Source organism: Chloroflexota bacterium, from assembly GCA_026710945.1.
Lineage (GTDB): Bacteria > Chloroflexota > UBA11872 > VXOZ01 > VXOZ01 > VXOZ01.
Genome location: JAPOQA010000069.1, coordinates 115,222 through 126,685, shown reverse-complemented (window position 1 = coordinate 126,685; position 11,464 = coordinate 115,222). Strand labels below are relative to the sequence as shown.

Genomic DNA, 11,464 nt, shown 5'->3' with positions numbered 1-11,464 from the left:
GGGTCTAGTCCAGCGTCGCCCCGGGGACGGGTCTCTCACTGGCACCGTCTTGTTCATCCCACCCGCCATCTGTCTGTCCTTCTCACCCCATTCACCGTGCCCCGCACCAGAATATTGAGACAGCCTCTCGGGGAGAGGGTCGGGGTGAGGGGATCTTGATGTTGCAGTGGCCCCTTGCGCTGGTGCAGTGTCAAGATGTAGCCGAGCAAATATCGGTATGCTATGGAGAGATTTCAGGAGATTCACCCTCACCCTAGCCCTCTCCCGTCGAGGGAGAGGGGACTATTGCGCTTCCGCTTGAGTTGCGCAAAGGTCTCCTTTGGATGAGACTCCACCCCACCTGCGGCCCAGCAGCAAATGCGGACGGCGCGACGCTTCGTCACACGGTCCAGCGGTTGACTTGGGCGTGAAGCGCCCGGCGTTCGCGCGCCAAGGCAGCCGGCCTGCCGCCGACGGCATCCAGCAAATGCACCAGGGCGGGGTTTCGGCCCAGACCCTGCATGATCAAGGGAAAGTCGGGCGCTCGATCAAGCTCGAGTTGGAGCGGGCGATCAGGGTCTGTGACCGGATTGGCATTAGTCCAGCGAATTGCGGCAAGACGATCGACAAAGCGCGAAGCCTTGCGCACGTAACGTGCCAACTGTTCGTTGTCCCACATTACCGATTGAAATGCCCGTCCAGTGTGCATCACGAAGCGCAATGAGGGAAAGGCATCGAGAAAGGTAAGAAAGTCATCCGGGAAGTGCAACACCGACTCGCGGCCGCCGTTTTCAATGGCGAGCGGCACGCCGGGAAAGAGCACTTGCAACGCCTGAAATGCCTCATAGAGCGCCTGAAGATGATCGTCGATTTGCCTCTTGCGCCTACCTGCGTGCACTACATAGAGCGACATCGGCGCATACGCTTCGAAGAATTCGATCGTTTGGACAAGCCTCCGCAAATAGACCGACCGGGGAATCGGCGTGACATCGCTCGGCGCCTCTTCAAATCCTTCATCCGCGAATATGTTTAGCTGGAACTGCAACGGCGCATGCGTGATTATCTTCAGCACATCCTGGGTAAACGTGTCCCACAGTCCCTTGCGGTAGAGCACCTCATCCACACTCACCTCTACCACGGCAAACTCTAATCGTTGCCCCGTATGCAGGGTCTCCTGCAGTTGTTCAGCCACGCTCATGCGCCGAAACGGCTGCAAACGAGGATTAAATCCGACACGCATAAACTACACCACACGCTCACTGTCTTGCGATGACATATCAGGTGCGGGAATTTGCTTTCGCGCATCCCACTCCGATCACATCACCAACCTGTTGCTGCACGGGGCACTTTCATTGGTTCACTGTGGTACAACGTATCACAATGCCAAGTGCATATCGTCCTCTCCATTCCTTAGATACCGAAATGAGAATGACCCTGTCAAGTGAGCGGTAGGATTTGTAAGCACTCAGGAGTGCCCACACCCGATGCAGGCTTCAATCAGCAGTCGTTGCCCAAGAATGCTCTGGTGCGTAGGGCGCATGGACTTACACGATGGGAATTGGAGTGCCTCGTTGTTGCGCCGCCACACATGCATTTACGGGGAAAGCTTTGGATTTTCGTGGGACGCGCGGGACTGCTAGACTGGAATGTGGAGGCGCTCGGGTCCCGGTGGGCCTCGCGGTCTTCAAAACCGTCTGCGGGGCGGGCTACTCCCGTCCTGGGTGGGTTCGACTCCCATGCGCCTCCGCCGGACACGGTATGGACTAGTTCGATTTCACTTGACGCGGAATGAGCTTTGTATCCACTCTTGCGCCCTCTTGACACCGGCGCATGAATGAATAAGCACATCGGTATTCTGTCGACGTGACATTTTGTACTTCGGCTAGTCCAGCACGAACGGATTCTTCGCTATTCCGTTCGCCCTGAGCTTGTCGAAGGGCAGTTTCGCCCAGGGCAAAGTAACTCATGCGGTGAATTCTTGGCATGTGTAGCAAGTGCCGTCAGCCAAGCGCGCTTCTGTAGGACCCGCAATAGTCGGCCAGCCCTGAGAGGCGAAACTCACAGAGCCATAACCGCCGGCCAGCCACTTCGTCAACTCAGCGCTTTGCCGAGATACTCCCGGTTCAAGCGACCAACCTCAGCCGTCGGGCGGTCCGTTGTCGGCTCGCAGGCCGACCACTCGTAGAGGACCCAATGCGGGAATTCCCGGGCGCGGAGTTCGGAGAAGATTGCAGCGAGCGCCACGTCTCCCTCGCCCATCACCTCCACGCAAGCCGAATTTTTCACCGTGTCGCGAACGTGCACCATGCGTAAGCGCGCATAGTATTCCTTCAGCACCGCCACGCCGTCGGCTCCCGCCCACATAGCCCAATTGATGTCCAGACACAGGCCAAGCGCGTCTGCGTCAATCGCAGACATGATTTCGCGGAAGACCCGCGCGCCGTGCGCAAACTCATGCTGGTGGTTGTGGAGCAGCGGCATCACGCCCTGTGCAGCGGCGTACGAGCATAACTCACTGAGATGCGTCACTTGCATGCCGATTTCTTCGCGGGTCAATTGACCGCCCTGTTTCCGTCCCGTGCTGATGACGAGATACTCGGCGCCCACCGCCCCGGCGAATTCCGCAGCGGCGCGTGCTTGAGACATAGCCTTCTCTTGAACAGTCAGCGGATCGTGCCACGCTCCTCCTACGTGGATACCGGCCGTCTTGAGTCCATTCCCGTCCACGGCGCGACGGTAGGCCGCAACATCGTCAGGATTCTTGACGTAGGCGTAGCCAATCTCCACACCTTCGAAGCCTGCCGCTCCCAGATCCCGGCCGATTCTCGGCAGTATACCGCCTAGATCCTGAGTCTCCCGCAACCATAGTCTTGCCTGACATCCAATCTTTGCCGCCATGGTGTCGTTGCTCCTAGTCTCTGAATCCTTTGCTTTTGAGGAAGAGGTTGCCCAACGGACAAAACACTGGCCGCGCCAAGGTGCAGGCGTATCAGCCCAAGTGGCTAACGGAGTGAGGCGCCGGTGATGCACTCCACAGCCGATTGGTGTACCATAGGACTGCTTTCACTTTCGCCCGCTATGATCGAGACTATTGGAGGATTGTGCAGATGCTGGACTTCGTGCTGCGGCTGATCGGGTTTGTGGTTTGGGGATTCTTTTCAGGGCTACCCTTCGTGGTCGCCCCCATGATCGCCATATTGACCTGTCTCGCCATCATGATGGCAGTCAAAGGGATTATGCGGGGAACCTCAAGTAAATAGGGCCCTTACTCTACCTCGATCGATACCCTGCGGCCAGCGTTTTCGTTGGCCAGTCCGTGTGCGAGGGTGGTCCAGGGCAGCAAGGCGCACTTGACGCGCAGAGGGAAGTTGGCAACACCCTTTAGAGACTCCAGGTCTTCCATCTCTTCGGGCAGCGAAACGTCTTCGCCATGCATCAAGGCCGTGAAGAGATCACTAATGATGCCGGCCTCTTCCTTAGACTTTCCCTCCAGCACCTCGCTCATCATTGATGCCGCCGCTAGGCTGATCGCGCACCCGGCGCCGTCGAATCGCAACTCTTTCAAGCGATCGCCATCGAGCAAGACGTAGACCTCTATCTCGTCTCCGCATAGCGGATTGCTGCCCTCGGCTTCAATGTGGGCATGCGGCGGCCTGCCCCGATTGTGCGGGCTCTGATAGTGGTCGAGGATGATTTCCTTATAGAGATCGTTCAACTGCATGCCCGAATACCCTTTGCGATTTGTGTAAACCCTCAATCAGCGCGTCCACCTCTTCCTCGGTGGTATATGCATAGAAGCTCGCGCGAGCCGTGGCCGGCACATTGAATCGTCGCATGAGCGGTTGACAGCAATGGTGTCCCGCGCGCACCGCCACCGCATCGCTATCGAGTATTTGCGCAATGTCGTGCGGGTGCACGCCATCCAAGACAAACGACACAACACCGGCGCGACTCTGCACTTCCCAAGGCCCAAACAGCTTGATGCCGGAGACCTCACGCAATGCGTCTAGGGCATACTGGGTAATCTCTATTTCATGCTCGCGAATATTGTCCATGCCAAGATCATTCAGATAGTCAACTGCCGCACCCAGGGCAATCACATCCGCAATATTGGGGGTGCCCGCTTCAAATTTCTGCGGCACGTCAGCCCAGGTCGAGTCCGTGAGCATGACCTTGCGTATCATACTGCCGCCGCCCATAAAGGGCCGCATCGCCTCGAGCAGATGTGGCTTGGCAAAGAGCACGCCTACGCCGGTCGGCCCCATCATCTTGTGACCGGAAAACGCCAGGAAGTCGCAATCCAACTCTTGTACGTCCACCGGCATGTGGGGAACGCTCTGCGCGGCGTCAAGCAACACGAGCGCCCCATTCTTGTGCGCTTTCTTGATGATTCCCTTTACCGGGTTAATGGTGCCCAGAACATTAGATACGTGCGTGACCGCAATCAGCCGCGTCTTTTCCGTAATCAAGACGTCGAGGCCGTCCAACATGAGCCGGCCTTCATTGTTGACCCGCAGAAAGCGCAGTTCCGCTCCCTTTTCCTGCGCCAGCAACTGCCATGGCACCAGATTAGAGTGATGCTCCATTTCCGAAATAAGTATCTCGTCATCTGCACGCACGTTGTCAGTGCCCCACGCATACCGCACCATATTAATGGCCTCAGTGGTATTGCGGGTGAAGATGATGCACTCCGGGGAAGGGGCGTTGATGAAGGCCGCGACCTTAGCCCGTGCATTTTCATACGCCGCGGTCGCTTGTTCACTTAACGTGTAAATGCCGCGGTGAACGTTGGCATTGTACCGCGAGTAGTATTGCACGAGGCTGTCAATGACCGCCTGCGGCTTTTGCGATGTTGCGGCATTATCCAAGTACACTAACTGCTTGCCGTGTACCTGAGTCCCCAAGATTGGGAAGTCCTGCCGCACGGCGTGCACATCAAAGTCATTTTCCATTGTGCACTGTCCTATCCAAGTCGTAGTGCGCCATTTCGCGGGGTGGACTATCCCAAATCCACCAAGACGTCCTGGCCTTCAATTTTCACATCATACGCATTAACCGGCACAACCGCTGGAAAGCTCAGCGCGCGGCCCGTGCAGACGTCGAAGCGGGCCCCGTGTCGTGGGCACTCCAGCGCGGTACCGTCCAGCTCGCCCTCTCCCAGAGGGCCGCCGTCATGCGTACAGACGTTATCAATGCAATAGACATCGCCATCGACGCGGGCGAGCGCAAGGCTATCGCCCTCAATGTCAACGACGATTGCCCGTCCTTCCGGAATATCGTCAAGCGACGCCGCTCTGACAAATTTCGCCACGTATCAATCCTCTACTTGCCATCCGGCCATCTTTTCTTTAATCTTGCTCGCGAGCTGGGTCTGCACGCCGTCGAGCGGCGTATGCTGAATCACCTCGCTGAAAAATCCCTCTACCAACATCCGGGCCGCATCGTGCTTGTTCAGCCCATGTGCCATCACGTAGAAAAGCTCTTCCTGGTCAACCTGCCCGGTCGCCGACCCATGGGTGCACCGCACGTCATCGTTATCAATCTCCAAGATTGGAATTGAGTCTGACCGCGCGCGCTTGCTGAGGAGTAGATTGCGGTTCTCCTGGTACGCGTCGGTTCGCTTCGATCCCTTCCTGACATTGATCACCCCAGTGAAGACGGCGCGCGAGCGGTCGCGCAGGGCGCCCTTTATCAGCAGATCACTGGTACTGTATGGGGCCAGGTGGTCCTGCATGGTCTTGTAGTCCATGTGCTGCGTGCCGTCGGTGAAGAAAAAGCCCCGGTGAAACGACTCTACGCCTGATCCCGCGAAGCTGTTGTCAACGTAGTTCTTGACCAGTTTGCCTCCGGTGGCAGCCAGAATTGTATGCAGATGCCCGTCGTTATCGACGCGGAGCCGCTGGTAGCCTAACTCGATTACGTGTCGCCCCCAATCCTGAATGGTAACGTGGCGCACCTGTGCGCCGTCCATTGCGACTACCTCTGTCGCCGGGCACGAAAACGATTGGGCCTCAAGAGTCGGGCTCGCGTAACTTTCCACGAACGTTACCTGGCTACCGCGATCGGCCACTAAGAGCACGTGGGGAAAGACAGCGATGTTCTCGGCATTCATCCAAAAGAGCGTTTGGATCGGTAGTTCTACGGTCACATCCGGTGGCACATAGCAGAAAACCCCTCCCGCGAAGAAGGCGCCGTGCAGCGCCGGGAACTTTCCAATGTCCGGAGTTACGATCTTGCCAAGGTGCGGCTGCACAAGCTCGGGATGTGTGCGCACTGCCTGACCCAGAGGCGCGAGAACTACGCCAAGATCCTGCAATGACTTGTCTAGCCTCGTAAGAGCAATTTCCGAATTGACCTGTACCGCCACGCCACCCCAGACATCACCTGAAGCGATGTGCGGTTGGAGCAATTCCGGCAAGTCTGTTTCACATTCCGCTTTCATGCCTGATGGCATGTAAAGCAGTAGGTTGTCCATTAGAAGCTCGCGATAGTCCGTGCGCCGCCAATCTTCATCTCTCAGCGTGGGCATGGGCGTGTCTACATACGCCTCCCACGACTCCTGGCGCAGGTCGCGCACCCAGTCCGGGTCTTCGCACGCACGGGAAATCTCCTGCCATGCCTCCGCCGTAATTCCTTGCAAGGCAGTTAACGGTGCTTGTTCAACTGACGATTGACTCACGCTTCCCATTCCTGACTTCTGAAATGCTGGGCAGTTTGCCCATAAAACTCACATCCAAACACGAGGCGATGTACAGCAATCGCGCCAGACAGGAGGCACAGTTCGCCATGCATCCTCGTCTGGCGCTTCGCGCCGGGCTTCCTTCGATCTGGCTGGCTCGGCTTGCGTCTTACCTATCCCACCGCCTTATCCATCTGCAACTGGATGAGGCGATTCATTTCCACGGCATACTCCATCGGCAGTTCCTTGACGATCGGCTCGATGAAGCCGCTCACGATCATGCCCGCCGCTTCAGACTCGCTGAGGCCGCGGCTCATGAGGTAGAACAATTGGTCCTCGCCAATCCTGCTCACCACGGCCTCGTGGCCGAGACTTACCTGCTCTTCTTCAATCTCGATGGTTGGGTAGGTATCGGAACGTGATGCTGCGTCCAGTATGAGGGCGTCGCAACGCATGGCCGACTTGGACTTTTCCGCGCCCTTATAGATCTTGAGCAGACCCCGGAACGACGTCCGTCCACCATGCTGGCTGATTGACTTGGAGATTATCTTGGATGACGTATTGGGGGCGACGTGAACCGCCTTGCCACCCGCGTCCAAGACCTGGCCGTCACCGGCGTAGGCAATTGAAAGAATGTCACCTTTGGCACCCGGTTCCATCAAATAGACACTGGGATACTTCATCGTAATATTGGAGCCCAAGTTGGCATCCACCCATTCCATCACGCCGCCTTCATAGACCGCAGAGCGCTGGGTCACCAGGTTGTACACATTGGTCGACCAATTCTGAATGGTGGTGTACCGGCAGCGCGCGTTCTTCTTAACGATGATTTCGATCACACCGCTATGGAAGGAGTCGGTCGAATAGACAGGCGCGGTGCAGCCCTCAACGTAATGCACGTAGGCGCCTTCATCCACAATGATGAGCGTCCGCTCGAACTGCCCCATCTGTTCGGCGTTGATGCGGAAATAGGCCTGGAGCGGAATGGTAACCTGGACGCCCGGGGGCACATAGACAAAAGATCCGCCGCTCCAGAAGGCGCCGTTCATCGCGGCAAACTTGTTGTCTGCCGATGGGATGACGGTGCCAAAGTACTGCCGAAAAAGCTCGGGATGCTGTTCTAGCCCTTCCTCGGTGCTGAGGAAGATCACGCCTTTTTCTTCCAGGTCCTTTTGGATGGAGTGATAGACCACTTCCGATTCGTACTGCGCAGACACTCCCGCCAGGAACTTGCGCTCCGCCTCCGGGATGCCGAGCTTGTCGAAGGTATCCTTGATGTACTCCGGCACATCTTCCCAGGTCTGGCCCTGTTTCTCCGTGGTCCGCACGAAGTACGAGAGATCCTCGAAAGGAATCTTGGAGAGGTCGGCGCCCCAGGTCGGCACCGGCTTCTTATTGAATATCTCAAGCGACTTCAGCCGGAATTTGAGCATCCACTCCGGCTCATCCTTCATGTTGGAAATCTCGATTACGCGCTCCGGGTCAAGCCCTTTCGGCGCTTTGTAGATTGCTTGATCCGGGTCGGCAAAACCGTATTTCTCTTTATAGACCTTCTTACTCTCTTGAATATCCTTCTCGGTAACCGCCATCTCCGAACCTACCTTCCTAAGCTTCCTGCGTTTATGACGAAGCTAGCATGACCTCTTTAAGCAGTACGTCGTATCCTTTGGCTTCAAGCTCCTCTGCCAACTCAAAGCCACCCGACTGCCGAATCTTTCCATCCGCCATAATGTGCACGTAGTCCGGCTTTACAAAGTGGAGGATGCGCGGGTAGTGGGTAATAATCACAATAGACATCTCCGGGTGCATGATTGAAGAAATGCCTTCGCCCACTGCGCGAATGGCGTCAATATCGAGGCCGGAGTCGATCTCGTCCAAAACTGCGAGTTGCGGTTCGAGCACCGCCATCTGCAGAATCTCCATCCGCTTCTTCTCGCCGCCGGAAAAGCCGTCGTTCAAATAGCGCCCCGCGAATTCGCGGCTGATCTTGAGCATGTCCATCTTCTCAAGCAAGTGTTTGCGAAACTCGCGCGCGCTGATTTCCGCCTGTTTCACTGCCTTTAGGGACGTACGCAGGAAATTCAAGGTGCTCACACCTGGGATCGCCAGCGGATACTGGAATGCGAGGAATATGCCGAGTTTGGCACGATCATTTGGATCCTTCTCCAAGATATCCTCGCCGTTGTAAAGCACCTGCCCCGCAGTTACCTCGTAACTTGGATGCCCCATGAGCGTGTGGGCGAGGGTGCTCTTGCCGGACCCATTCGGTCCCATGATTGCATGTATTTCACCGCGCTTGACTGATAGGTCCACTCCGCGCAGGATTTCGTTCCCTTCAATCTCGACATGGAGATCATCGATAAGGAAAAACGATTGCTCAGTAGCCATCTTGCTCAGTTTTCTACCCTTCTCTCTTCGTAAACGGGTTGTGCAACGTCGCTCTAACTTTGCCTCACGTACTTTGGCAGCTTCATCCCCAAGTATCTCATTTCGCATTCCCGGAGCCGGCCCGGATTGCCCTTACCTCAGCGCCCCAGCACGTAGCTGTGCTACCACAGACGACTGGCTGTTCGTGCCACGCTTGTTATTCACGCTATGGCGCGCCAGATCCTCAAGTGTCGTGTCCCCTAGCGCCAAGCTGAGTTGCTGTTCCAATCGTCCCCAGAGAAAGACCGTCGGGCAGTAGTTCACCCGGTGGCAGCAAACGCCTTCATCAGGCTGCAGCGAGCACGAAATCGGTGCAATCTCACGCTCGGTTGCCAAGATAATCTGGTGCGCCGTAATCTCGGACGGCTCTCTGCCCAACACGTACCCGCCCTTGGCGCCGCGAACACTTTCAACCAGTCCGTTTTCCTTGAGTGTGGCCACGATTTGCTCTAGATAGCCGAGAGAAATGCCGGTTTCCTCCGCAATTCGCGCCAAGGAAAGGGGCGTTCCTTCAGCCACCAGCGCCAAGGCAGTCATGATCACGAGACCATAGTGCCCTTTTGTCGAGATACCTAGCATCCTACATCCCACGTTGGGTTTCAAGCCCAATACCCTAGCCGCTTTCTAGGAATTAGCGTAGCACGCCCTTCTCAATAGCGTCAAGGTGAGGGTCAAGCCATCTCGCGGGCACGTCTCGGCGTCTGCCGTCTCACCATTTCTACGCGAGACCCCGGCGCATGTGGACTCTCGCTGCACTACGCACCGATGTGCTTCGGCATACGCGTTGATCAACTCACGTTTATTTAATGGAATAGAGACAAGGGCCTGCGAGAAATCGCATGCAAGCAGCCTAGAGTTGGCAATCGTGACTGTGGAGCGAAACCTCTCCTCTTGCTGCCTTCTTGCCTCCCAGAGTCTTCCATAAGTGAATCTCCGAAAATCCTGATGTTGCTAAGCGGCGATGGCTAAGACTTGCGGGAGCAATGTCTCGAGTGTTACCTGGGACCAGTCGGATTCAAACGTGCGCTGGAGACGCTGGAGCACCGCAGGATCCGCGATGAGTATGCCCACCTCTCGATTCTGATCCAGGGAAGTTGCGGTAAAGTTTTGGCTGCCCACGAAGGCACGGGCGCCGTCGACGATCACTACCTTTGCGTGTATGTTTGGGTACTCTAAGAATCCAATGAATCCACCGTGTGCGCGCACCAAAGCCCGCTCATCGGCATAGCCATCGCTACCCCTAGGTGGATTCGTAATGATGCGGACGCGTACACCACGATCAGCCGCTGCCGCCAGCGCGGCTGCAATCGAGTCATCCTCTAATGAAAGGACATATATCTCCAAGCTTTGCCGTGCGGAGACAATCAATCCATGCAATTCACGACGAGCATTCCCCGGGCTTATCACGAGAGGGAGATCGAAGGTCGGAGGCGGCATGCGCTCCCAATCGCTCTCAAAGAGCTCGATGAGAGCGTGCACTAGCGAGGGATCTTCTACGATTGCGGCAAACTCGCGATTCGATTGAAATGAACTCGCCGTTAGATTTAAGGTCATTATGGCTGCCCGCATGCCGTCGACGAGAATGACCTTGGCGTGGGTGAAGCGAAAGGCCGGATCTGCCCAACGCACTGTCACTCCGGCTGCGGTGAGCCACTGTGCTGCCTCGCGATTGCTCTCTCCGCCGCCAACCGGTTCTTGCTCCAGCAACACCCGCACCCGGACTCCACGGCGTTGCGCCGCTGCCAATTCCTCCAACACTTCCTGGCTGGAGAGAAGGTACGCCACAACGTCAATTGAGTGTTCAGCGCGACGCAACAGTGCGAAAAGCGGGAGTGAGCCGTCATCCGGGGTAACGATTAGGCGAGTAGGGCCCTGAATTGCGGTCTGTTGTAAGGGGCTACAGGCCAGCAGAAAAGCTAGCAGCGCAAATGCTCGACCGACAGCCATCGCCAATCTGGCCGATTTTGAATGGGCCGTCAAATGTGAGGAGTGGTCCTCTAAACGTCTACAGACTTGCGGAGTGCCGTGCCCGCAGAGAAGACGGGCGCTTTACGAGCAGCAACCTCAAGGGGTTCGCCAGTCCTTGGATTACGCCCGGACCGGGCCGCACGCTGCGCGACGCGGAAGGTTCCAAATCCCGGTATCGCGACACTTTCGCCACGCTTGAGCGAGTCTTGCACCGACTCTACAAAGGCGTCCAAGAATTCCTTTGCCGCCTTTTGCGTAGTTCCTGTCCGAGACGCAACTTCCTTTATCAGGTCGCTCTGTGTCATCTCCAGTTCCTCCAGCTGTAGAGTAAGCACCTGTATTGGCCTAATCATAGTGCTTCACTATGAGACTAAACAACCATGTCCACTAAGTGTCCTGGGACACTCGATA

Annotated in this window: 12 protein-coding genes and 1 tRNA gene; 2 read left to right on the top strand and 11 right to left on the bottom strand. The window is 56.6% G+C overall.

Annotated features, from left to right (window positions below):
* Positions 1-379: 379 nt before the first annotated feature.
* On the bottom strand, positions 380-1,219 hold the full coding sequence (locus tag OXE05_14505) for a hypothetical protein (protein ID MCY4438526.1): 840 nt from the start codon (positions 1,217-1,219) through the stop codon (positions 380-382).
* A gap of 410 nt (positions 1,220-1,629) precedes the next feature.
* Here OXE05_14505 and OXE05_14500 point away from each other — a divergent pair.
* Positions 1,630-1,726: transfer RNA gene (locus OXE05_14500), tRNA-Sec, on the top strand.
* 344 nt (positions 1,727-2,070) lie between these two features.
* Here the strand turns inward: OXE05_14500 and OXE05_14495 are convergent.
* Positions 2,071-2,877 carry a sugar phosphate isomerase/epimerase gene (locus OXE05_14495; GenBank protein ID MCY4438525.1) on the bottom strand — a complete coding sequence of 269 codons (807 nt, stop codon included), beginning with the start codon at positions 2,875-2,877 and terminating at the stop codon, positions 2,071-2,073.
* Positions 2,878-3,086: 209 nt separating this feature from the next.
* Between OXE05_14495 and OXE05_14490 the strand changes: the two genes are divergently transcribed.
* Positions 3,087-3,239: a hypothetical protein gene (locus tag OXE05_14490; protein MCY4438524.1), complete on the top strand. Its 153-nt coding sequence runs from the start codon at positions 3,087-3,089 to the stop codon at positions 3,237-3,239.
* Positions 3,240-3,244: 5 nt separating this feature from the next.
* Here the strand turns inward: OXE05_14490 and OXE05_14485 are convergent, their stop codons facing one another.
* The 9 genes from OXE05_14485 to OXE05_14445 all read right to left on the bottom strand — a co-directional run bounded on the left by OXE05_14485 (position 3,245) and on the right by OXE05_14445 (position 11,358).
* Positions 3,245-3,700 carry an SUF system NifU family Fe-S cluster assembly protein gene (locus OXE05_14485; GenBank protein MCY4438523.1) on the bottom strand — a complete coding sequence of 152 codons (456 nt, stop codon included), beginning with the start codon at positions 3,698-3,700 and terminating at the stop codon, positions 3,245-3,247.
* Positions 3,678-4,931 (bottom strand): cysteine desulfurase, encoded by a 1,254-nt coding sequence (locus OXE05_14480; protein ID MCY4438522.1) that lies wholly within the window; start codon positions 4,929-4,931, stop codon positions 3,678-3,680. The genes OXE05_14485 and OXE05_14480 overlap by 23 nt, the downstream gene beginning before the upstream one ends.
* A 47-nt stretch (positions 4,932-4,978) precedes the next feature.
* Entirely contained in the window at positions 4,979-5,290 is a 312-nt protein-coding gene (locus OXE05_14475) for a non-heme iron oxygenase ferredoxin subunit (GenBank protein ID MCY4438521.1), read from the bottom strand.
* 3 nt (positions 5,291-5,293) lie between these two features.
* Positions 5,294-6,658 (bottom strand): Fe-S cluster assembly protein SufD, encoded by a 1,365-nt coding sequence (gene sufD, locus OXE05_14470; protein ID MCY4438520.1) that lies wholly within the window; start codon positions 6,656-6,658, stop codon positions 5,294-5,296.
* A 173-nt stretch (positions 6,659-6,831) separates the two neighbouring features.
* Positions 6,832-8,247 (bottom strand): Fe-S cluster assembly protein SufB, encoded by a 1,416-nt coding sequence (gene sufB / locus OXE05_14465; protein ID MCY4438519.1) that lies wholly within the window; start codon positions 8,245-8,247, stop codon positions 6,832-6,834.
* 31 nt (positions 8,248-8,278) lie between these two features.
* The gene (sufC, locus tag OXE05_14460) at positions 8,279-9,046 is read right to left on the bottom strand and encodes a Fe-S cluster assembly ATPase SufC (GenBank protein MCY4438518.1); all 768 of its coding nucleotides are present in this window, start codon (positions 9,044-9,046) and stop codon (positions 8,279-8,281) included.
* Positions 9,047-9,178: 132 nt separating this feature from the next.
* Entirely contained in the window at positions 9,179-9,664 is a 486-nt protein-coding gene (locus OXE05_14455; protein MCY4438517.1) for an Rrf2 family transcriptional regulator, read from the bottom strand.
* A gap of 372 nt (positions 9,665-10,036) precedes the next feature.
* Positions 10,037-11,032, bottom strand: a complete 996-nt coding sequence (locus OXE05_14450; protein ID MCY4438516.1) for a phospholipase D-like domain-containing protein — start codon at positions 11,030-11,032, stop codon at positions 10,037-10,039.
* A 50-nt stretch (positions 11,033-11,082) separates the two neighbouring features.
* Positions 11,083-11,358: an HU family DNA-binding protein gene (locus OXE05_14445; GenBank protein ID MCY4438515.1), complete on the bottom strand. Its 276-nt coding sequence runs from the start codon at positions 11,356-11,358 to the stop codon at positions 11,083-11,085.
* Positions 11,359-11,464: the final 106 nt, after the last annotated feature.

What these genes read in the sequence shown, in the direction of transcription:
- OXE05_14505 (MCY4438526.1), bottom strand. Translation starts at nt 1,219, where the DNA reads ATGCGTGTCGGATTTAATCCTCGTTTGCAGCCGTTTCGGCGCATGAGC.
- OXE05_14495 (MCY4438525.1), bottom strand. Translation starts at nt 2,877, where the DNA reads ATGGCGGCAAAGATTGGATGTCAGGCAAGACTATGGTTGCGGGAGACT.
- OXE05_14490 (MCY4438524.1), top strand. Translation starts at nt 3,087, where the DNA reads ATGCTGGACTTCGTGCTGCGGCTGATCGGGTTTGTGGTTTGGGGATTC.
- OXE05_14485 (MCY4438523.1), bottom strand. Translation starts at nt 3,700, where the DNA reads ATGCAGTTGAACGATCTCTATAAGGAAATCATCCTCGACCACTATCAG.
- OXE05_14480 (MCY4438522.1), bottom strand. Translation starts at nt 4,931, where the DNA reads ATGGAAAATGACTTTGATGTGCACGCCGTGCGGCAGGACTTCCCAATC.
- sufB (MCY4438519.1), bottom strand. Translation starts at nt 8,247, where the DNA reads ATGGCGGTTACCGAGAAGGATATTCAAGAGAGTAAGAAGGTCTATAAA.
- sufC (MCY4438518.1), bottom strand. Translation starts at nt 9,046, where the DNA reads ATGGCTACTGAGCAATCGTTTTTCCTTATCGATGATCTCCATGTCGAG.
- OXE05_14455 (MCY4438517.1), bottom strand. Translation starts at nt 9,664, where the DNA reads ATGCTAGGTATCTCGACAAAAGGGCACTATGGTCTCGTGATCATGACT.
- OXE05_14450 (MCY4438516.1), bottom strand. Translation starts at nt 11,032, where the DNA reads ATGGCTGTCGGTCGAGCATTTGCGCTGCTAGCTTTTCTGCTGGCCTGT.
- OXE05_14445 (MCY4438515.1), bottom strand. Translation starts at nt 11,358, where the DNA reads ATGACACAGAGCGACCTGATAAAGGAAGTTGCGTCTCGGACAGGAACT.